Here is a 23820-nt window from a genome sequence, read left to right on the forward strand (position 1 = left end):
ATGAACTGGTATCGAAAAGTCATTCAGCAATATGCCGATTTTAAGGGACGCGCCAGAAGAAAAGAATTCTGGATGTTTGTTCTGTTCAACATTATATTTGCTTTAATCGCTTCCATGCTCGATTATTTTCTGGGAATCGCAAATGATTACGGTTATGGCCCCATCTATGGCGTCTATGCCTTATTCGTACTGATACCCGGATTGGCGGTATCCGTAAGAAGACTGCACGATATTGGGAAAAGTGGCTGGTGGATCCTATTAGGTCTGATTCCCATCATCGGAACTATCTGGCTTATTGTTTACTATGTAACGGACAGTCAACCCGGAGTAAACAAATGGGGGCCGAATCCTAAGGCTTGAAAAGTTATGACCTGAAATATCCGGCAGAATGAAGTGATGCTGTTCATTCTTTTTTTAATCGTCAATGCTACAGTCAGATAACCTTGTAATACTGTGATTTTTCGGGAAATACTGTATTGTTTCTAATTTCTAACCTATTTTTGATATCAAATTCAGACTTTTTGGAGTCCGTTCATAAAGAAATGCATCACTCATAATCCCTAGAGTACATGAAATTTGATTATGACAAACTATACAGGCTGGCATTTTGGATTAGCTTTCTCGGAATAATAGCCTTTGTCATTGATTTTGGTTTCAGTCAGTCACCTGGCGTACAACGTATCATAAACGCTTTTTACCTGATCGTCCTTGTCATTGGTCTATCTTCACTGGTTATCAGGAATCTTGTACGAAAGATGAAACTCTCTTCCCCGGTCAGGGTAAGTGACCTGTTCATACTGATCATTATACTGGGAGTTCTGTATATTCATTTCATCGCGGAAGGAGTTCATCATTTGCATTATATACTTTATGACGACAATTGGATAAAATTTGCGATCATACTGATCTTCATCCGGGAGTTTTCAGAATTGAATGTACACTTTAAGCGAACCTATTTAAACCCGGCTCAGCTCTTCTTAGTGAGTTTCATCTCTATGATCATTTTGGGTTCCTTTTTATTGATGCTACCAAAAGCAACACATTCAGGAATAGGATTCCTCGATGCGTTATTCACCTCAACGAGTGCTGTTTGTGTAACCGGACTAATCGTGGTTGACACCGGAACTTATTTTACTACATTCGGCCAATCTGTCATTTTATTTTTAATACAAATCGGAGGAATCGGTATCCTAACGATCACCAGTTATTTCAGTTATTTCTTTAAGGGAGGAACCACATATGAAAACCAGCTCATCCTGAGTGATATGACGAGTTCACAAAAGATCGGAGAGGTATTCTCAACACTGAAGCACGTGATCATTATCACATTCGGGGCCGAATTTTTGGCCGCCATCGCGATCTATTTCAGTATCGCAGGCCAAACATGGGATAGTCAGACAGAACATATATTCTTCTCGGCCTTCCATGCGATCTCTGCTTTTTGTAATGCAGGGTTTTCTACATTATCGAACAGTATTTATGACGAAGGGTTTCGGTTTAACTATATGTTTCAGTTACTACTCGTAATGACTTTTGTGATCGGGGGGCTCGGATTTCCGATCATGGTAAACCTGAAAAACTTCATCAAACTAAAATTGGGAATTTTACTTTCCTCAAAGAAAAAAGTCAGAATTCACCGTCCCTGGGTGTTGACACTGAATAGTCGTATCACCCTCATCACAACTTTTTCACTGACCCTGATCGGCTTTATTATCTTCTATTTACTGGAATTCAACAATACCCTTGCCGACCATCATTCATGGGGAAAAATGGTAAGTGCCCTATTCAATGCCGCCACTCCGCGAACTGCTGGATTCAACAATATAGACATGGCTCAAATGCATCATTCTACGATCCTAATGATCATACTTTTGATGTGGATAGGAGCTTCACCAGCTTCTACCGGTGGTGGTATAAAGACCAGTACCTTTGCCATTGCTACCCTGAATGTTCTAAGCCTGGCAAAAGGAAAATCGGACATAGAAGTCTTTCGCCGCAGAATTTCTCCGATTTCTGTAAAGAGAGCCTTTGCGATCATTGCATTATCTTTTGTAGTGATCGGTGCAGGGATCTGGTTTGTTAGTATTTTTGAAGGTGATGTACCTATCCTGTCGATCATCTTTGAATGTGTTTCCGCCTATAGTACTGTTGGTCTTAGCCTTGGAATCACAGGCGGACTTACCGGTTTATCTAAATTAGTGATTATCGGAATCATGTTCATAGGCCGGGTAAGTATGTTAACGGTAATGATCGCTATTTTCTCAAAGACCAGACCGATGAACTATATATATCCTACAGAAGAAATTACATTGAATTAAAATCAAACTCATGAAATACATCATTGTCGGACTTGGAAATTTTGGAGCTACCCTGGCGGAAAAGCTCACGGCCAGAGGGAATGAAGTTCTGGGAATCGATACAGATCTGAATAAAGTGGAACTGTTCAAGGAAAAGATCTCACATACCATTTGTATGGACGCTACTGACGAACTAACAGTTTCCGGACTCCCTCTCAAGGATACGGATATGGTCATCATTGCAATAGGTGAAGATCAGGGGGCCAATATCATGTCGACCGCTCTCTTCAAAAACTTTAATGTGAAACGCATTATTAGTCGGGCGATCAATCCGCTTCAACAAAAAGTACTTCGCGCTATCGGTGTTGATGAGATCATTCACCCGGAAGAAGACACTGCAGACCGTATGGCAAAGAAGCTCGCCTTCAATAACGTGGTCGATTCCTATGAATTGAGTGGAGAACACAGCATCATTGAGTCTGAGGTACCGGAGCAATTTTCCGGTAAAACTCTGGAAGAGATCGGATTCAGGAAGAAATTTGACCTGTTAGTGCTTGCTACCATCAAGCGAGTGGAGGTTAAATCCAATATTGGAAAGACCCGGACAAAACTTCAGGTTCAGGAAATAGCATCACACACCATGGTATTACATAAAAATGATATCCTGGTTTTGTTTGGAGAAAATTCCAAATTACAGCAGTTTCTGGATCATGTGAATAAGAATTCCTGATCCATTTAAAAGCTAACAAAATGACCTATATAAGCGATCAGGAATTTCACAATATAGACTACCGAAAAGTACCTCTGGAAAGGGGTGATTACGAAGGCTGTCTTTTCAGTCATTGCAATTTAACAGAGTTATATTTAAATGGCTTTCGTTTTATCGACTGTGAATTTACAAACTGCGACCTCAGTTCAGCAAAATTAAGAGATTCCTCCTGGCAGGATACAAGATTCAAAGGTTGTAAAATGCTCGGACTTCTTTTTGAACAGAGTGATCGATTTGGACTTCGGCTTGATTTTGATCACTGCATCCTCGAGCATTCTTCTTTCTTTGAACTCGATATGGCTAAAACCCGATTTGAAAACTGTAAATTAACGGGTGTAGATTTTACAAGAACAAATCTTTCCGAAGCCATCTTTAATAATTGCGACCTGCTTGACGCTGTCTTTGACCATACCAATCTTAAAGGTTGTGATCTTAGAACGGCAGATCATTACCGAATTGACCCTGAGCAAAATAAGATGAATGGTGCCAGAGTATCCATCCCTGGTTTAAACGGGATTCTCGGTAAATACGGGATCAGCATTGAATGATCAACAGTGAAAAGCTTCCGACCACCAGCTGAAACCGCTGTAAAAAAAATCCCGCCGAAGCGGGATCTTAATAGCAGGTATTAGTTAAGGTTCTAAACATGGGCCTTCATTCCGGCTTTTCTTTTATTTAATTGCGTTTTTAATTCATTAATCGTTTGATCGAGTGCTTTTTCATGATTCTCTGCTTTTGAAGCGGCGAAGATCAACGGACCCGGAACACTCAGTGTTACTTCGCAGATCGATCCCTTACCTTTACGGTCATTCTCCTCTTTGAAAATAACCTCAGCTTTGATGATCCATTCGAATTTCTCAGCGAGTTTCTCCAGTTTTTTTTCCATTAAAGCACTGGCAAAATTGTTTTTATCCACCCTGACGAATTGAATATTTATAGTCATGATACTTGTTTTAAAGGGTTAATAATTAACATTACTAAAGTACCCAGGATAAAGTCAAAAAAACATGACATATGTCATTAGCCTAATTACCTGTCGGAATTTTCGATGAAATGCACGTAAAGCCATAAACCCTTTACGAGAAAAACAATAAATAACAAACCCAAAGAAGTCGAACAAAGTATCGGAATTCCATCTTTTGGGTATTGGGTAGCAGTGAAGACTTCTTGGCCTGCCGGCTTCCTGAGTAGTAAAATTTGAATTTTCCCCTGACCGCCGTGATTTCAATTTATTCATCGTTTATTTTAATACAAGGTTACATTATAAAGTATGGCTATGGTATAAAGTCAAAAAACATTACCTTTCATGTACGCAAAACTCAATAAACCGGAGTATACATTACGTATTACGGGCGTAACAAACTTTTCGATTCTCTATGAAAAACACCTTAGCTATTTTGTTAATTCTATTCCTGTCTCACCATGTTTCGGGACAGAATATTACCGGAGACTGGTATGGCGAAATACAGATCCAGGGGTTAAATCTTTCCATCCAGTTCCATATCTCAGAAACTGAAAATGGTTTTCAAAGCACTATGGACAGTCCTGATCAGGGAGCAACTGGAATTCCGGTTACCACGACCACCTATCAGGCGCCTAACCTGACACTGAAGGTCAGTAGTGCCGGATTAGAATATAACGGTGTCTTTGATGAACAAAGCCAAACCATAAATGGCAACCTTACACAGATGGGAAATTCCTTCCCTTTAAAACTGGATAGAAATAAAAAGGAAAAGGAAAGACCGCAATTACCCAAAGCTCCTTTCCCCTATAAAAGTGAAGATATCAGTTTTACGAATACGATCGACGGGATCACATTATCCGGCACACTAACCATCCCTGAAGGAAAAGGTCCTTTTCCCTCTGTGGTGCTCGTAAGTGGTAGCGGCCCCCAAAACAGGGATTCAGAAATAATGGGACATAAACCTTTTTGGGTTCTGGCAGACCATCTTAGCAGAAATGGGATTGCAGTACTTAGATATGATGATCGCGGAACAGCGGCTTCCAAAGGAGATTTTAAAACTGCGACTACCCTTGATCTGGCGAACGATGCCGAGGCAGCATTTACCTTTCTATTGAATCAGGAGTCATCGGATAAAACCCGAACCGGAATCATCGGACATAGTGAAGGTGGAATTATTGCCCCAATGATCGCAGAAAGAAACGACAACATTGCATTTTTGATATTACTGGCGGCTCCAACTTTACGCGGTGACAAACTAATGCTGTTGCAAAAAAAGAAGGTTGAAGAAAAAAGCGGTGTCAATCCGATCACCATCGAAAAAAGTCAGGAAATATTTGGGGGTGCCTATTATAAAATAGTTAATGCTACCCCGGAAACAGCCCTGGCAGATACCTTGCATACCTATTTTATGGACAAGTTTGAAGGAGGAATTCCCGAATCACGCTTAAACACCATAATAGCGCAATTAACTTCACCGTGGATGGTAGGATTTATGAAATATGATCCGGAACCCGTACTCGAAAAGCTCACATTACCTATTCTTGCTATTTATGGAAGTAATGACCTTCAGGTACCACCTAAACCAAACCTTACAATTATGCAAGAAGCTCTGAAAAAAGCGGGCAATCAAAGTGCTACGGTTCTCGAATTACGATTTTTGAATCATCTGATGCAAGAAAGTGAAACAGGATTGCCGGGAGAATACGGGTTAATTCCCCAAACTCTATCACCTGAAGTCATGAACCTGATCAGCGAATGGATCAAAGACCAATTTAGGCGACAACAGTAGTGACATTCATTGGTGACATTGGTGACATTGGTGACATTGGTAAAAATTGACTATCTACCTTAAATTCAAAGCGTTTTAGCTTAGTTTGTTGAGGCAGGGAATAGCAATACTAAACCAGCTCGAATCCCAAAGTCTGCATTATTTGCTCCACCGTAGGGAATTCTGGGTCCGAATAAGAGCTGTGCCATCTGGCTTCCTCCAATGGTGATCACTTTTGAGCCTACGATATTTATAAATCCGGCGGTTGCATCCGCTTCCCAGTTTTGCGTGAGTTCTGTATTAACTGCCAAAGCATACCCACCGGAAAAATTATGAGCGATGAAAGGCTGAAAAAAAGTGGAGCCTACATCTGCACGATCATCATCGCCGGCAACCGACCAAATATGATTAACCAGTACTCCCACCGTGTTACTTCCTATCTGCTTTAATGCCACAGCTGTAGGACCAACACCCCATTTTTCAGCTCCCAGTAATTCATCTGTAGCGGTAGGAACCAAAATAGCAGGCCCCACACCCCAGATCAGACCTCCTGCAGTTGGTTCTTTAGGAGAAAAGAATCCGCTTACAACCGCATCCCCGAGTCCGAATTGATTACCACTATCCCCATAAACGTCCGTTTGTGAAATAACGGGCATAATTACACGAAGTATGAGATTCCAGTCTTCGCTCAGTGACATCGGATAAACCGGCTGTACATTAATGGTAAGACGGGAACCATTTTCCGGATCAAAACCCCAATCATAATTCCCCTGAAAAGGAACACTTATAAGGCTTGCTACAGGATTCTGTAGTTGTTTTGCCAACTCATCAGCTTCCGACTGTCCGTATGCTACAGTAGCCAATAATAACATTGTAAAGAAGATCAACCCTTTGATTTTCATAATTTACAGATTTACCGGATAACAAATTTCCGGAGATTAGTATTAGATTTAATGTTTTAAAAAAATCTGGAGCACACTCTTACAAATAATCTAATATACTCTATTTCAATTTATTAAGCAATGAAAAGCAACAATGATGTTTGTTGTAATGGGGATACTGGTGACAATGGTTACAATAGTAACACTGGTGACAATGGTGACACTGGTGATACTGGTAACTATGATGACAATAGTGACACTGGGGTCAATCAGGACATTGGAGAGAAATGGCTGATAGGGATTCAGGTCTCAGGTAACATAACCCCTGCATACAAACAGATTATTGCATTCAACCTAAAGCCTGATGCTCACTGCTTACATTTCACTGATAACCGTTTATAAAATCAATTTAGAATTAAAAAGATAAGCTTCTTCGAATACCGCGTTCAAGTCCACGCAATTCTGCCAGTCCGCGGAGGCGTCCAATGGCTGAATAACCTGGATTGGTTGTTTTTGAAAGATCATCCAGCATTTGGTGGCCATGATCGGGACGCATGGGCATTCTGTGATCTTTTCTTCCATTTTGGATACGGGCAGATTGTTCCGTAATCAGGGCTTTCAGAACTTCAAACATATCAACATCTCCGTCCAGATGATCGGCTTCAAAGAAATTGCCATGAACATCACGAGTTGTAGCTCTTAGATGAATAAAGTTAATTCGGTCCCCTAATCTTTTAACCATTCCAGGCAGATCATTATCTTCACGCACACCATAAGACCCTGTACAAAAACAAAGTCCGTTAGCAACACTATTTACGGACTGTAATAATTGTCTGGCATCCGCTTCGGTACTTACAACTCTGGGCAATCCGAGAATTGGAAAGGGTGGATCATCCGGATGGATCGCAAGGGAGACTCCGGATTCTTCAGCTACCGGCACGATCTCTCTGAGAAAATCATAAAGATTCTCGCGTAATCCGGCGTCACCCACTTCCTGATAGGCACCCAATACCTTATTGAATTCCTGAAGTGAATACCCTTCTTCAGCGCCCGGCAGACCGGCGATGATATTGTTGATAAGAATTTGTTTTTCGTCTTCACCCATTCCCGCAAACAGTATTCTTGCTGCTTCAATTTCAGCAGTAGCGTATCCCTGTTCCGCATTGGTTCTTTTCAGTAAGAAGATCTCAAAAACTGCAAATCTGATCTTATCAAATCGCAGCGCCCGGGAGCCATCTGGAAGCAGATAATCCAGATCTGTTCGAGTCCAGTCAAGGACTGGCATAAAATTATAACATACTGTATCGATGCCACTATCTCCAAGATTCCGAAGGCTTTGTTTATAGTTCTCGATATATTCTCTGAAATTTCCGGATCGTTTCTTAATGTCTTCATGAACGGGAATACTTTCGACAACAGACCAATTCATTCCGGATACTTTGATCAATCCCTTTCGTTTTTCGATCTCCTCAGGTTGCCAAACTTTTCCATTAGGAACATGGTGTAATGCCGTTACGATACCTGTAGCACCCGCCATTCTAATATGCGACAGGGGCACAGGATCATTGGTTCCGTACCATCGCCATGTTTGTTCTAATCCGTACATTTCCATTTAAACCCCATTAAATGCTGTAAAACCACCGTCGACCGGGATAACCGTTCCGGTAACAAAAGCAGAAGCGGGATCACACAACCATAACAATGTACTTATCAGGTCTTCCGGATCTCCAAAACGCCCCATTGGGGTTTGACCGATTATTTTATGACCTCGCGCAGTAAGGCTTCCATCTGGCTCAGTGAGTAACGACCTATTCTGGTCAGTTAGAAAAAACCCGGGCATAATTGCATTGACCCGAATCCCTTCCTTAGCAAAATACACAGACAACCATTGCGTAAGGTTTGAAATTGCAGCTTTAGCCCCACTATAAGCAGGAACCTTTGTCAATGGCAGAAAAGCACTAACGGAAGATATATTAATGATACTACAACCCCTTCTGCCGATCATTTCAGCGGCAAAGACCTGTACGGGAAGGAAGGTACCCATATAGTTTAACCTGAATACATGATCCATTCCTTCCAGTCCGAGCTCAAAAAAATCTTTAACTCCGGAATTTCGTTTCTCCGAATCAAAATACTCATCGGCGGTTACACCTTCCGGGTGATTTCCACCCGCACCGTTTATAAGAATATCAATGGCTCCAAAAGCGTTCAATATTACTTCTTTGGCGTTTTCCAGGCCGGCCTTATCACAAACATCGACACTTATTCCGATCGCATGACCACCGGCGTTATTGATCCCCGTTGCAAGATTTTCAGCTTTATCAAGACTTCTACCAAGTATTGCGACCTTTGCTCCGTTATCGGCAAGGGCTCTGCAAAAACAAGATCCCAGCACGCCCGTCCCTCCGGTCACCACTACGGTACTACCCGTTAATTTTTTCTCCATGAAACCAAATATCCGAAATTTTCAATTTATAAAGTAGGTTCCACAGGAATGATCTTACCATCAGCATCGAACTTCAATGCATCGATACACACTTCTCTGTGAAATCCTGCAGCATCACCCATATTGATTCCGTCAGGAATTGGGAAACGATGATAAACAATATACCATTCATCTTTTCCGGGAACCTGAATAACAGAATTATGACCGGTTCCATAAATGCCTTTCTCGGGATTCTTTTTCAGAATTAAATTATCCTCCGGAATCTCTAAAGGACCCAACGGATCATCCGCCATGGCATAACGTACCCTGTAATCCGGACTTCTTGTATCATTTTCACTCCACAGGAAATAATATTTTCCATTTCTGTAAAAAACTTCGGTTCCTTCTCTGAATGTTTTATCAGGCGTCATCACCTTTAAAGTCTTCTTTTTGATCGAGGTCATATCTTTGTTCAATTCAACACCTGCCAAATAACCATTCCCCCAATAGAGATATGATTTACCACTTACCGGATCCCTGAATACGTCCGGATCTATTTCCTGACCACCTTTCACACCATCTGGTCTGAAATCGATCAGCGCTTTTCCTGAATCAGTAAATGGTCCTTCCGGTGAATCTGCTACTGCCACCCCAATCTTTTGAGCCGCAGTAAAATAATAGAAGTACTTATACGAACCCTTTATCTTCTTTTCTATAGCACAGGGTGCCCATGCATTTCGATCAGCCCAGGATACATCCTTTTTCAGATCGAGAATTGTACCTTCATCCTTCCAGTCTTTCAGATCAACTGATGAAAAGGTCTTAAAATAATAACCACTCCATCCGTCAAAACCGTCGGTAGTTGGATACAGATAATACTTCTGGTTCTTTTCCGACCAAATGATCTCCGGATCTGCATAATATCCTTCCAGCACAGGATTATTATGTAATTCAGGATATTCTCCGGGCATTCCCCATTCCTTTGTAAGTCGTTTCAACTCACTGTCAGTAATTGGAATCACAGTTCCGTGACGTGGATGAAAGTCCATAGATATTTCGTTATCAATGACTTCAAAATGTTCGAGATCCGTGCTCTTGGTAAACTGATATTTACCTTTCATATACATATCATACATGAGGATATAAGAATCGGAATGATTGAGTTTGAAAACACCTGAACCTTCCACAGCTTCCTTAGTTTGCTGAAGATATTCGTCATTCTCTTCCCATTCACCAGAGGTTAGATCGGTCGTGGTTGCCACCTTAATACCAGGATGTTCAGTTTCTGTTTTGTAAAATAAATGATATACACCATCCTTGAATACAATATCCCCATCGATGCAGGCTCTGCCTGATTCCGGAATAAACAACGGCTCTGGCACCGATTCAAGATCGGTGAAATCATCGTTGGCGTAAGCATAATAGATAATATCCGGTTTGTCGCCGTGTTTCATGGAGAAATATACAAGATACTTCCCTGCCTTCTTATCAAAGATAGTTTGAGGAGCCCATACCCTAAGAAGGTCTTCATTTCCATCAAATCGTTTTTGAATATTCACAACACTGGAAGACCAGTTGATAAGATCATCAGATTTCAGCAATACCATTGCACGATTTGAACTCCAACCCAAATAGGAAGTCATATCGGTAGCCACCATATAAAAATGTTTACCATCTTCTGTTCGCAAAATGTGTGGATCACGAACGCCACCGGTCGAACTGATCTTTTTGGAATCGATCACCGGCTCATTATTATTTAACGTATAGAAATGATAACCGTCAGGACTAACCGCAAATCTAATCGCCTCTTCTTCCACACTGTTTCCGGTAAAATATGTAAACAGATAGTGATTGAAATCCTTTTCAGGCATTTCTTGTCTTGTTTGTGCCTTCATAAAAGTGACAGCCAACAACATTATCAAGATAATCTTATTCATAGGTACTATTAATTTTTATTTTAAGGGTTTAACTTTCATTGCTTACACTTCAGGATTCATCCCGTAATCTTTATAACGGGTGTGACTAACAGAAATCATCCAGAAAGTTTTTATGTAAACTTACCGGAATGCATTTAGATCCCATTCACTTGTCCACTCGATAACAGGTCTACCATCCTTTAATGCAACAGGCAGCCAAATATACCGACCATCAACATGGTTTTTTGGTGTCCAACGATCCGCCATAAAGATAAACTTATCGGTTTGACCAACTACCGGCAGGATAAATGTACTTTGAGAATTGAAGGTAAGCTCAGCATCAGGTCCAACGCACGGATTACCGAGTTCTTCCCACGGACCCCAAATCGAAGACGAACGAAAAGATCGGGCAGCATTAGGATCCCATCCTGTGCAACCGGAAGTGATAAGGTAATACATTCCATCTTGTTTAAAAATAGCAGGTGCTTCATTATGTCCTGCAGGAGCAAGGGTAATGTATTTCCCTGTAAAATCAAGATAATCATCTGTGAGCTCTGAAATATGAAGGGTCAGGTTCTCTTCTGCGGCATGAATATGATAGGCCTTCCCATCAGAATCAACAAAAAGTGTCATATCTCTGGACATTTGTCCACCATTGAAATCACGTCTTACGAACAATCCTTCTTTTACCGCTTTATACCATTCAGGTGTCCACCACTCGAGAGTTTCGTTAGCGACATAGGGAGCTTTCCATGACTCGTCGAAATTCTCAGGCCATTTTCCTGCATTTGGTCTGAACGAATGAAGATATTTAAAAGGACCAATTGGTGTATCACTCACCGCTACTCCTGTTCTTGCAGCACTATATCCTTTATCTTTGAGTTCGAGGTGAAACCACATCACAAATTTTCCGGTTTTCTCATTATAGATAACCTTGGGTCTTTCGATCACACAACCTTTAGTGATCTCCGAATTCGGATCTTCACTTACCGCGAGAGCTACTCCTTCCTTTTTCCAGTTATACAGATCCTTCGAACTATAAACATTGGCTCCAACGTTGGCTTTACTTGACTTTCCTTTATGTTCACCATACCAATAATAGATTCCATCTTTAAACAGGATTCCCCCACCATGGGCATTGATATGAACACCATCCGTATCAGGCCAGATCTCACCCGGTTTGAATGAATCCAGCTTTTCCTGGGCGTTTGCCATAAAAGGAACAGCCATCAGGAACGAAATAAACAGGTTAAAAATATTAGATCTCATAATCAGTCTTTTTCAAAAACAAAAGTAGAAATGGAGCGTGGAGGTAACACAACCCCTTGAATAGCATTAACCTGCTCAGGTTGCAATGCCATATTGATATCAGGATCAGCAGTGGATAAATATTGCCTACCAAAATCGTACCCAGACTCCTTTGTATTCAAGCTAAAATTCTTGGGCACATCGGTATAGTTGATTGCAACTACCACCATTTCTCCACTTTGCTCATCAACATATGCGGAGGTCATAAATTCCTGAGCAGACTTTTCCGGAGTCAATCCGGATTCCACCGAAATTCTCTTCATCCCTGGACGAATAAATCTGCTGTAATGCCCTAAAGCCCATAAAGTCTTTACCGGAGTAAAATCACCATCAGTATGCGTCTCATTCGGATTCAGGGCTATCATATAATATCTTGTATCAAAATCGGCTGGTCCGGGTTCAAAAGCATTCCAAAATTGCCATGCTGCAGCATTGGCTTCCGTAAGATCGAAATGTATCAGTTTAGCCAGGAAAAGCGCACAATCAAATGCAGTTCTCTTTTCCTTTGTTCCCTCTCTGAAACCATCGGCTAACATAGAATATTCCGACTGCCAGAAAGTGATATGCTCCTCAGCAGCATGTTTAGCAACCTCCTGTCGAATATCGATCATTCGCTCATCTGGTGCATCTGTAAAATAGCTATGGCCTACGATGAGATCTGGAACATGTTTCAATTTCCGAATATTAAATTCGCTTACTTCTCCAAAAAGAGTCTGTATTTGCTTATTAGCCTGACCTCCCCCTTTATACAGGTAATCCAATTGTGCTGCTTCTGTGGTGAGTATCTTTGTTTCAAGTCCTCTGGCGGTAAGCGTACTATCAAGCAGACTGTTGACACGATAGATATCGGAATTACTCCAGGGCGATCCTTCCTGTTTTGCCTTACCGGGTTCTCCATACCAATCCCATTGTGGCTCATTGATCGGACTGATATAGTCAAAAGGAAGTCCTTCCTCTTTAAAATGAACGAGAACCTCCCCAAGAAAATCAGCGAAATCATTAAAATGCTCCTCCTTTAGGTTGGTCTTATAATCCTTTTCTGTTCGGTAACCCAAACCATTTCTTGTAAATTGTACCGGTGCGGAATTCGAAAAGGCAATAAGATTTTCAACACCATAATCACTGGCTTTTTTCAACAGCCATTGATACCCCTGTTGTTTACTCCAGTCATAGGTACCATCGGGATTCTGGAAACACTCTACTCGTTTTCTGAAATCACTGATACCGCTTGCATTTCCTTGTTCTGCGGTTCCAGCCCCAATATTAAAACGCCATGCAGACAGTCCGATTCCCAAAGGGTCTCCGGAAGCATCCATCTCTTTACTGAACAACAGTTCTGCGATCCTTTCTTTCTTCTCTTCAGGCCAGTATTTGCCTATCCCTTCTCCAAACCAGCATCCGGCGGCCCCAAAATTATCGATAGTTTGATAAGTGGTGTTCAAATCTACGACAAGGGCATCCGGGTTCGGGGTTACGGTTTCTTTACAACCTGTAAGGATCAAAACACCGGAAAATAATGCGGTTATAATTTTGCTTTTGGTCTTCATTACTAATATTACACAGATTTTGACCAACGTAATTCCGATTGGCCTATATTAAAATATCCTGAGCTCTCCTCAATGGAAAGCCCAGGATATTCATTTATAATTTTAAAGTATTGCTTATACACAGGTGTCGTCTATTTAACGCCGGACACCAATTTCAGTATATAAGAATACGTATATGAATTGGCTTCCAATCGGTACTGCTTATGAGGATATGCTCCCCAGCTGTTATCTCCACCTACGCCACGTTGAGCGTAATCGATATGCAGATACACCTTATCTTCCGGATGAACGTCATTGGTATGACGTTGCTCTTTATACATTCCCGGGTCAAGAGATTCCGTTGAGACATTCAAACTGCTGAATCCTATCGGTTGTGTCCCGGTAACTTCTATTCCAGTTCCCTTTTCATTCAGTAATGTAAACCATCTGACATCGGTTTTATAACCGCATTCCTGAGGACGAATGTATTCCCAGGTAAACTGATCTGCAACCGTACTTTCATAGGTTCCAAGGAATGAAGCATGCTTTCTGTCTGAATAATTTTCCCAGGGACCTCTACCGTAATAGTTCAGGTTATCCAGATCTCCTGCTAATTCCATACGCATACCAAACCTTGGGATTTCCGGAAGATCCTTCCCTTCAAGATCCATACTCGCAGTGATCTTAATAGTACCGTCAGGTTGAATCAGATATTCTACTGTATAAGGAACTTCCACTTCAGCTAACTTGTAACTTACATTAACCGGTAATCCGGCATCGGATTTCTTCCCTATCACCACTTCGGTCACTTCAGGCGCTTTATGTGCATTTTTCCAGACACCCAATCTTTTCGGCATCTCATTTCCAAAATCATTATCGGTCGGAGCTCTCCAGAAATAAGGTGTCGGATAGGCCCCGATCATGTTCTCACTTTCTGCTCCTTTAAACCCATAATATTCCAGGGCTCCTGTATTGAGATCAAAAATCCCTGAAACTTCTCCGGCTTCAAAGGTCAGTTTCCCCGATCTCTTTTTATATTTTAAAACATCATCTCCGGCTATTTTACCACTGTTCAAGGCAAAGAAATCTGTTTTACCCAGTGAGAATTGTTCTCTTGCCTGTTCATGTCCTGCAGGAACCAATGGAGCTTCTACTCCGGTCACAGCATAAACATTTAGGAAATATTCAGCATCTTCAGCTATAGTTCCAATCGGCAATGGCAGGTCCTTTGTTGTTCCCGGTGCAACATTAACCTGAAGCTCTCCGGATTTTTCGATGTTACCATTCTTAACCAGTTCCCATTTGATCTTAAATTCGCTAAGATTCCTGTAATGATATCTGTTATCCACCTTAACCGATCCGTCACCATTATAGGTAAAACGAATATTCTGGTAGAATTTCTTTACTTCCGGTAATGCCGGGTGAGGAGTACGGTCTGCAGAAACGAGTCCGTTTGCACAGAAGTTCTCATCGTTCTGAAGATCTTCACCACCAAGGTCACCTCCATAAGCCCAAAACTCAACGCCATTTTCGTCTTGAGTGAGAAGTCCCTGATCTACCCAATCCCAGATAAATCCACCTTGCATGTGAGGGCTACTATCTATAATATCCCAGTATTCTTTAAAATTACCATTACTGTTCCCCATGGCATGACTGTATTCACACATGATGAACGGACGGTATTTATCGGTTGCCTCGGCATAACTCTTCATATGGTTAATTCCGGGATACATCGGGCAAACGATATCTGTATTTTCATTTTCACCGGCTTGCTCAAACTGTACAAGTCTCGTTGTATCAAACTCCTTCAGCCATTTATAGGCATCATAGAAAACAGGTCCATTACCACATTCATTACCCATCGACCACAAAATCACTGAAGAATGGTTCTTATTGTTCTCTGCCATTCTTTTGATGCGGTCAAGATGTGCCGGTGCCCATTCAGGAAGATATGCAGGGTGTTTTGATTTATCCCAGTTACCTTGCCATTCAGCTCCCATTGCGTGAGTTTCAATATTGGCTTCATCAACGACATACATCCCATACTCATCACAGAGTTCATATAATTTGGCACCATGAGGATAGTGACTCATACGAATAGCATTGATATTATTGAGCTTCATCAACTCAATATCTTTACGCATGGTTGCTTCATCAGGTACATGTCCTTTGGTACCATGATGTTCATGAAGGTTAACTCCGTGAACTGCAATAGCATTACCATTTACCAGAAGTTGAGCATTCTTTAATTCCACTTTACGGAAACCAACCCTTCCGGAAGCAACGACAGCGTTATTCTTTTTTGTATCCTTTAAAGTGATCACGTAGCGATAGAGATATGGAATCTCATCACTCCAAAGATTCACTGAAGGAATATGTTTTTCAAAATTGAGGGTTTGAGTCCCTTTTTTGATCTGTTTGGTCTCAGTATAAACCTCTTTCCCATCAGCATCAAGAAGACTGATCGAAAGGTCTGCTTTTTTGATCTTGTTCTTTTCAAATTCGCGTACATCGATCGCCGCACTAAATTCACCATTGGTATAGGTTTCATCCAGATCACTTTTTATGAAGTAATCCCAAATGGTAAGCTTAGGCATCGCCTGTAAATAAACATCGCGTTCGATTCCGCTTAATCTCCAAAAATCCTGGTCTTCCAGGTAACTTCCGTCATGCCAGCGAAAGATCTGAACCGCCAACAGGTTTTTACCTTCTTTGAGGTATGGAGTAATATTAAATTCAGCCGGAGTTTTTGCGGCTTTGGTCATCCCTGCTTCCTGTTCGTTAACAAAAATACGGGCATAACCTGAAATAGATCCGAAGTGAAGCAGGATCTCATTCCCATCCCAATCGGCAGGAACCTCGAAGGTGGTTCTGTAACTTCCGACAGGGTTATAGTTCTCATCTATAAAAGGAGGGTTCTTGGGAAAAGGATAAGTAACATTCGTGTAGATTGGAGTATCGAATCCTTGCAATTCCCAGTTTGACGGTACCTGGATCTGGTCCCAGTCACTATCATTGAGTGAAGCCTTATAAAAATCCTGTGGACGTTCTGCAGGAGTTTTCACAATGGAAAACTTCCATGTACCGTTTAGACTTTTGTAAAGCGCCGATTTTTCAGGAATATTCGTAACGGCATTTCCTTGCTGGTTGTACAACACGAATGCTGCACGACCTTCTTCCTTATTGCGATCGATCACAGTAGGATTTTCCCATTCATTCTGTTGGGCAAATCCAAGGGAGAACAGGAACATAAGTGAGATGGTTAATAATCGTTTCATTTCAAAAATAGTGGTTTTGGGAATACCGGATGATCCGGATCGAGGTTCCCGCCTTAATTAATTCTTTCTTTTTCATGAATATCAATTGGGGTCCGTGATCTTGGAGGACCCCAATAGGATATTCAATTTTTTCGGGTATGGCAGTAACTATTCTAAACTAACTTAATTAATCTAAAACTACTTAACAACACACTTTTGAAACCGCCATACCCTAACAAACTAGCTAACTAAAAACTTAAAATGTTGCGCCTTCATTGGCGGTTGTTGGCCACCCGGGATTTTGATAGATCGGTGAACCTTCAACGTCATTATTTTCTGTGGTAATGAGGAAGTGCTGAATAGCGATCGGAGACAGGTAATGTGCCATCATCCATCGGTAACCATCATACACTAATTCATTTCCGGTTTTTTCATAAGGTCTCAAGTAATCGCTTCTGCTTGGTGCAGAAACATTAGAAGAGCTGGTACCATAGGTCAACTGACCATCCGCATACCAATCCTGCATAGGACCCCAAAGTTTGAATCCTTCGATATGGTAAGGAGTCTGAACCAATTGATCCATAGCTCTCCAACGCTTAAGGTCCATCATACGAAGTCCCTCTGCCATCAACTCATCACGACGCTCTCTTCTGATATTATAAAGTGTAGGTTCGATCAGTTGTCCGGCTGAATATGCGCCCCAGTCTCCTTTGGCTTCTTCCTGCATATCCGTTGCAGCGATAGTTGCCTGGAAATCGTTATTTACTTGGGCACGATCACGAATCTCTCTCCAATACTGGGTAGCAGATCCATCTAATGCTCCATTTCTTTCATAACAAGCTTCCATATAGTTCAGGTATGCTTCAGTAGCTCGGAATACGATCGCTCCTGTTGACCCTTGTCCGTTTCCGGTTTGAGCCTGATCATAGTTCAATCCTTTACGGATGGTATATCCGGTAGAATACCCTTGCTCTACAGAAGAGTTAGTAATGTCCGGAACCGGTTCGATTGGTGTACCGTGATCTCCTTCACTTGATTCATAGATGATATTTACCTGACCCGGTTGTTTAAGGAACAACCAAAGTCTTCCGTCACGATTCTCACGTACATCAGCGATATAATCATCACCAGCATAACCAGATCCTGCTGCATAGATCGGCAATCCGTTAGCCATAAGGAAGGAATCAACCATTCCTTTGGTAAGCCCAACTCCGTTATTACCCAGCTGTGCATAAACCGGCACGTTGTGTGTGATACCTAAACCACGATCATAATCTCTCCACAACAACACCTCATCATAACCTGACATATTGGTATCGCTGAACATATTGAAATATGGGTTTGTACCATCAGCATCACTTTGTTGAAGAACACCATTATTAGTCGTTAAGGAATATTGATCCGCTACTTGTTTAGCAGCATCCATTGACTCTCCTAACAACCAATCGATCTCTGCATCGATACTTCCCGCCTGGAAAGTATACCCCTGATTATAATCCTTTTCTGCTCCTGGCCATCCCGGACCGTTTGGAACGAAAGCCGTATTACTAAAATATTTCAACCAGGTACCTTCATAAAGTGCTACTCGGGATTTCAACAATTGAGCACATGCCTTGTTCAGACGATTCTTCCCACCGTCAGGAGACGAAGCCATCATAAGCTCGATGGCTTTATCAAGGTCTGAAATAATAAATCTCGCAACTTCAGATCTTGGATCTCTTGTACTTGCTGCAGTTAAAGTTTCCTTATCATCCGGCAAAGTGGTTTCTACGATAGGCGTATCTCCAATACTTCTCAATTTATTGAAATATTCAAATGCACGGAAGAAATACATTTCTCCGATATAATGCTCGATACCAGACTCACTACCGGTAATCTCGTTATTCTCATAACGTGGAACAACCGTTTCAAGGAAATAGTTGATTCGATAAATGTTATCAAAATTCCAGTCACCGCCTGTTTGAGGTACTCTGTATTGCCCGGGAACATACATATTGTTATAGGACATACTCGCCTGGTTATCGGTATTCGTATCGATACCGAAAGTACCAAAACTCCAGTTACCATGGGTAGGCAATAAACCATACATTTCAATGGAATAGGCGGCGAGCTGAGATTCTTCCTTCAGATAATCTTCAGGAATGATCGCAGATTCCGGTGGTCTCTCTAAAAAGTCTTTACTACAACTTGTAAAAAGTGTTATCGTAACAACTGCTAATATTCTTATATAATTTTTCATCGTGATCTAGCTTTTAGAAGTTAAGGTTTAATCCCAGTGAAATGGTTCTGGAAATAGGATATTCATTCCCTCCATAACCTTCATCGATCATTTCCGGATCAAAGATATCTGATAGCTTAGTCCAGGTAGCCATGTTCTCCCCTGACAGGTAAACTCTCATACTACTCATCATTAATTTCTCTGCGATATCTGCAGGAATAGTATATCCTAACTGCACGTTTTTCAATCTTACATAGGATGCATCCTGAAGGTATGCAGTTTGCGTCTGATGGTTCTTACCATTGAAAACTGGTCTCGGATAGTAAGAATCAAGGTTTTGTCCTAGTGGGTGATCAGCATCGGCACGGAAATAATCCTCATGCTCAGTGAAACCAGTTGACCACCAGATACCCCAATCATAGGCACCCCAGAAATAATAACTTCCCTGCCAGTAATCACGTTTCAATACACCCTGAACGAATGCACGGAAATCAAATCCTTTATAATCTGCGCTAAGCGTAATCCCTATCGGGAACCTTGGCGTATCATTACCGATCAATTTACGGTCACCCGGATCTTCAGACGTCCATGATCCTGAATCGATCTTTCCGTCACCGTTCAGATCACGATACATAATATCACCGGCAGCCCATTGCCCGCCTAATGCATCCTGACCTCCGTTTGGAAGTGAAGCAAGGTGATTATTCATCTCGTCATCAGACTTGGCTATCCCTACGGTTTCATACCCCCAGATCTCACCCATCATCTGACCCTGACGATATCTGTCGAAAGTGTTGGTTGGGTTCGGATATTTGGTAATCTTGGTCTGTGAATCAGAAAGAATGAATTGAATTCCATATCCGAATCCACTTTCAAGACGATCCTGCCAGTTTAAACTTAATTCGAATCCGTAGGTCTTTAAATCGGTATTGTTGGTTGCAGGCACTCCAACTCCAAGAATAACCGGAAGTTCTGGTGCAGGTCCAACCATATCAAGAGTTTTACGTACGAAGTAATCAAAAGACAAGGTGAAACGATTATCAAAAGCACTTGCATCCAATCCTACGTTCCAGCTCTGAATTCTTTCCCAACCCAGCGACTGGCTCACCAGTCCTGGTGCATTTGCGGTATTTGGTCTGGTTCCGTTCACCAACCAGCTTCCACTTGCAGTACCAACAGGCATTGTCACATAGGTAGGATACCAGTAATCTGTATTCTGGTTACCTAATTCACCCCAGGAACCACGTAGCTTCAGGTTATTAACGGTTTCTGAAAGTCCTCCCCAGAAATCCTCTTTAGCGATATTCCATCCGGCAGAAATCGAAGGGAATCCTTTCCATCGCTTATCGCTACGGAATCTTGAAGACCCATCATAACGATAGTTGAATTCAAGCATATAACGATCCTTGTAGTTATAGTTCAATCTACCGAAGATACCTTCTGTCGCCCAGTTATTATAGGCACCATTGACACCCGGAGTAACCAGATTTCCGTTATAATCAGTTCCTGAAGTAAGATCGAGTACCGGTGAACTTGGAATGATCACACCGTTTCTTGAAGCACCTACCGTTCTGTTCTTGGTAAGCTCTGATTGCATCCCTACCATAAAATCGAACTGATGGTCTTCAGCGATATCAAGATGATATTTCGAATAGATATTGGTATTCAGATAATTCTCTCTGTAAGCATCTTCATGCACCTGAGAATACGTATTGTATACATATGGATTACCGTCTACATCATGGTTATACGTTTGAAGTACATCCCAATGACGGAAACTGTTCTCCGTACGGTAATTGAATTCTCCAAAGATTTCCCAGTTCGTAGTTGGTCTTACAACTACTTGTAATTGTTGGTACAACCAATCCTTTTGAGAGGTATCTCTACCCCCATCGCTCAACCCTAAAGCAGGTGAAGGCGATGAATACAGGTATCCGTTCGGATCATATAAAGGAAGAACCGGCCAACCTTGTCGCGCAAGATCTTGAAACAAACCATCAGTTAAACTGGAAGGTCTTCCGTAATCTTCGCGAATGAATCTTGCAGAATAGTTTACAGAGAAAACGTCAGAAATCTTTGCGTTGATCTTTGCACTGGTCGTATATCTCTGGAACTCATCAGTATTGAATTCCATCAAACCATTTTGATCCAGATAGTTTCCTGAAATATAATAAGTGATATTCTCTCCACCACCTTTTACACTAATGTTATGTTCCTGTGAAAAAGACTGGTTCTTATAAAGTACATCATACCAGTCATTATTGGCATTACCATATCCGTATCCATCTGCCCAACGCGTTGGATTATTAGGGTTTACTGGAATCTCATCGGTGATAATTCCTGCCTGATAATCCTGAATTCTCTGAAGTCTGTCTGCATCAAAGAAAGGGCTATATCCCGTGTTTACGTTCGCATCATTAAAGAACGTTGCGAAAGTGTAAGAATCCATCATCTCCGGCATGTTGATCGGAGTTGAAGTTCGGGTACTCACCGAGTAACTAACCTGAGGTTTTCCGGATCTACCTTTTTTAGTGGTCACCAATACCACCCCGAAAGGTGCACGTGAACCATAGATCGAAGAAGCCGCAGCATCTTTAAGCACCGATACATTTTCAATATCATTTGGGTTAATCGAATTCAGATCACCTTCCATCCCATCGATAAGGATAAGTGGGCTACCAGTTGATCCGTTACCGATCGTAGCAATACCACGAATATTGATACTAGGTGAGCTTTCAAGACTACCACCGGTAGAGGTAATATTAAGACCCCCGACAGTACCCTGAAGCATTTGTGTAGCGTTCTGCACCGGTCTGTTCTCAAAAGTTTCAGCCGTAACCGATCCAACAGCACCGGTTAGATTTACTTTCTTCTGAGTACCGTAACCTACTACGACTACTTCGTCAAGCGCCTCAACGTCTTCTTCCATAGTAACATTAATAGTAGATTGACCATTTACAGTCATCTCTACCGCTTTAAAACCTACATAGGTAAAAACAAGTACCGCGTCAGGATTTTTTAGGGTGATCTCATAATTACCATCGAAATCGGTAGCTACACCATTAGAAGTACCTTTCTCCATGATAGCTACTCCAGGAATTGGCATGCCGTCAGAACCACTGACAACCTGCCCACGAACCACCTGGTCCTGTGCGATTAATTCATCCCCGTTTACTTTGAACAGGGTATTTGCCCGCATATCTGCCGGTACAAATGCCAACAGCACCAGCACCGCCGGTAACATACGGATCAGATTTTTCAAATTTTGATTGTTCATAGTGTTAGTTGTTTAAATTTATCATGCCGCCAAAACAATAAGCGGACATGTTTGTAAATTGTCTTTATTTAAAGTGTTTGCCAGATAAAATGTTTGTAGTTTATGTTTGCATATATAATTGAAGTTTAAAAGGATTTATTGATTTCTGTATCGTATAAGTTCTACATTACGGCTCTGATAAGTGACCGGAGAAGAAGGACCCGGACTACCCGAAGACCCTTCCATTTGCAGATTTATAATGACCCACATAGGTTTATCTGTAAAGTTGGCCTTATGGCTGGCGGTTCTTTCACCATCAGTATAATAGGTGATCATAATATCCTGATCATCGATCATTTCAAGCACAGCACTGTATTTATGCCATTTCAAAGGTGCATCAGGAACAGCCGTTTTTTCGGTAAATACATCCTTCGGGGTAATAAATGTATTCTGCCAATTCAATGAATCGCCTTTAAATTCCAGAATATCACTCTCCGGAGGCCAGCCATTTACCGCCGTGATCCAAAATGCCGGCCAGGTACCTTTATCTACAGGAGCCTTGAACTCTCCACTTAACTCATATTTAGGATATCCCCTGTTCACCTGAATCACCTGCTTTGCATGCAGGGACGCAGCATGGTATTTAATCTTCAAATATGGAGGATGACTGCTCTTGCCTGCATCGCCCATTAGTGGCGTTGCAGTTATTGTCAATACACCATTGTCAAGGGATATCTGATCATGATTTTGTGTAGAAGTGGTCATGCGTGCTGAACCATTATGATCACTCCCCCATGGATAATTATAATTCCATTCTTTCTCAAGAGCCTCAAAATTATCAAACGATGATTTTGTGATAAGCACCTCAAAATTCTGATCCTTACCAGCATTATTTATACCCTTATTATCAGTACTCACATCACCCAAATCACCCGGATTGGCACCATTTTTCTCTGACCCTGTATCACAGGACGTAAAGGTTAGCAGAAATATTATAAATAGTCTAATTGGCATTCGTAACGTTTATCGCTTAACTTTGTGCTTAGCAATTTTTTAAGGATATAATTCGATATTCGGAAAAATTAACTTTTACTATATCGTTATCGTAATCCGGTTAAAAATTACCGTTCACATTTAAACTGTTACAATTTTCTTAAAAATCATAAAGAGATATAGGTTACAAATCGACAAAATAAAGGGTATAAATTGTTCAAAACCCATATTCAAGGGTGGTA

17 protein-coding genes are annotated in these 23820 nt (G+C 41.5%); 6 read left to right on the plus strand and 11 right to left on the minus strand.

Features of this window, described 5'->3' with window-relative positions; all coding sequences use genetic code 11:
• The 4 genes from DMZ48_RS07300 (at position 1) to DMZ48_RS07315 (ending at position 3614) form a co-directional block, all read left to right on the plus strand.
• Entirely contained in the window at positions 1-360 is a 360-nt protein-coding gene (locus DMZ48_RS07300; RefSeq protein ID WP_143954471.1) for a DUF805 domain-containing protein, read from the plus strand.
• A gap of 209 nt (positions 361-569) precedes the next feature.
• On the plus strand, positions 570-2318 hold the full coding sequence (locus DMZ48_RS07305; RefSeq protein ID WP_143954472.1) for a TrkH family potassium uptake protein: 1749 nt from the start codon (positions 570-572) through the stop codon (positions 2316-2318).
• 10 nt (positions 2319-2328) lie between these two features.
• Complete coding sequence (locus tag DMZ48_RS07310; protein WP_143954473.1) at positions 2329-3027, plus strand: potassium channel family protein; 699 nt, start codon at positions 2329-2331, stop codon at positions 3025-3027.
• A gap of 20 nt (positions 3028-3047) precedes the next feature.
• Positions 3048-3614, plus strand: a complete 567-nt coding sequence (locus tag DMZ48_RS07315) for a pentapeptide repeat-containing protein (protein WP_143954474.1) — start codon at positions 3048-3050, stop codon at positions 3612-3614.
• A gap of 92 nt (positions 3615-3706) precedes the next feature.
• On the opposite strand, the gene hpf is transcribed toward DMZ48_RS07315, so the two are convergent.
• Positions 3707-4009, minus strand: a complete 303-nt coding sequence (hpf, locus tag DMZ48_RS07320) for a ribosome hibernation-promoting factor, HPF/YfiA family (protein ID WP_143954475.1) — start codon at positions 4007-4009, stop codon at positions 3707-3709.
• A gap of 433 nt (positions 4010-4442) precedes the next feature.
• Between hpf and DMZ48_RS07325 the strand changes: the two genes are divergently transcribed.
• The gene (locus tag DMZ48_RS07325; protein ID WP_143954476.1) at positions 4443-5819 is read left to right on the plus strand and encodes an alpha/beta hydrolase family protein; all 1377 of its coding nucleotides are present in this window, start codon (positions 4443-4445) and stop codon (positions 5817-5819) included.
• 80 nt (positions 5820-5899) lie between these two features.
• Here the strand turns inward: DMZ48_RS07325 and DMZ48_RS07330 are convergent, their stop codons facing one another.
• The gene (locus DMZ48_RS07330; protein ID WP_143954477.1) at positions 5900-6700 is read right to left on the minus strand and encodes a transporter; all 801 of its coding nucleotides are present in this window, start codon (positions 6698-6700) and stop codon (positions 5900-5902) included.
• 120 nt (positions 6701-6820) lie between these two features.
• Here DMZ48_RS07330 and DMZ48_RS18540 point away from each other — a divergent pair, with 120 nt between their 5' ends.
• Positions 6821-7081, plus strand: a complete 261-nt coding sequence (locus DMZ48_RS18540) for a hypothetical protein (protein WP_162558681.1) — start codon at positions 6821-6823, stop codon at positions 7079-7081.
• A 13-nt stretch (positions 7082-7094) separates the two neighbouring features.
• Here the strand turns inward: DMZ48_RS18540 and uxuA are convergent, their stop codons facing one another.
• The 9 genes from uxuA to DMZ48_RS07375 form a co-directional block, all read right to left on the minus strand.
• Positions 7095-8285 (minus strand): mannonate dehydratase, encoded by a 1191-nt coding sequence (gene uxuA, locus DMZ48_RS07335; RefSeq protein WP_143954654.1) that lies wholly within the window; start codon positions 8283-8285, stop codon positions 7095-7097.
• 6 nt (positions 8286-8291) lie between these two features.
• Positions 8292-9125: an SDR family oxidoreductase gene (locus DMZ48_RS07340; protein ID WP_143954478.1), complete on the minus strand. Its 834-nt coding sequence runs from the start codon at positions 9123-9125 to the stop codon at positions 8292-8294.
• 26 nt (positions 9126-9151) lie between these two features.
• Positions 9152-10999, minus strand: a complete 1848-nt coding sequence (locus tag DMZ48_RS07345) for a glycoside hydrolase family 43 protein (RefSeq protein WP_422395438.1) — start codon at positions 10997-10999, stop codon at positions 9152-9154.
• 162 nt (positions 11000-11161) lie between these two features.
• Positions 11162-12289 carry a glycoside hydrolase family 43 protein gene (locus DMZ48_RS07350; protein ID WP_143954480.1) on the minus strand — a complete coding sequence of 376 codons (1128 nt, stop codon included), beginning with the start codon at positions 12287-12289 and terminating at the stop codon, positions 11162-11164.
• A gap of 2 nt (positions 12290-12291) precedes the next feature.
• Positions 12292-13875 carry a glycoside hydrolase gene (locus DMZ48_RS07355; protein WP_143954481.1) on the minus strand — a complete coding sequence of 528 codons (1584 nt, stop codon included), beginning with the start codon at positions 13873-13875 and terminating at the stop codon, positions 12292-12294.
• 131 nt (positions 13876-14006) lie between these two features.
• Positions 14007-17132, minus strand: coding sequence for a beta-galactosidase, LacZ type (lacZ, locus tag DMZ48_RS07360; protein ID WP_143954482.1), 3126 nt, complete (start codon positions 17130-17132; stop codon positions 14007-14009).
• A 235-nt stretch (positions 17133-17367) separates the two neighbouring features.
• Positions 17368-19350 (minus strand): RagB/SusD family nutrient uptake outer membrane protein, encoded by a 1983-nt coding sequence (locus DMZ48_RS07365; protein WP_143954483.1) that lies wholly within the window; start codon positions 19348-19350, stop codon positions 17368-17370.
• Between the two features lie 13 nt (positions 19351-19363).
• The gene (locus tag DMZ48_RS07370; RefSeq protein WP_143954484.1) at positions 19364-22606 is read right to left on the minus strand and encodes a SusC/RagA family TonB-linked outer membrane protein; all 3243 of its coding nucleotides are present in this window, start codon (positions 22604-22606) and stop codon (positions 19364-19366) included.
• A gap of 135 nt (positions 22607-22741) precedes the next feature.
• A complete protein-coding gene (locus tag DMZ48_RS07375; protein WP_143954485.1) occupies positions 22742-23599 on the minus strand; it encodes a LamG domain-containing protein in 858 nt (285 codons plus the stop codon).
• Between the last annotated feature and the right edge of the window lie 221 nt (positions 23600-23820).

This window comes from Robertkochia solimangrovi (assembly GCF_007279655.1).
Classification (GTDB): Bacteria; Bacteroidota; Bacteroidia; order Flavobacteriales; family Flavobacteriaceae; genus Robertkochia; species Robertkochia solimangrovi.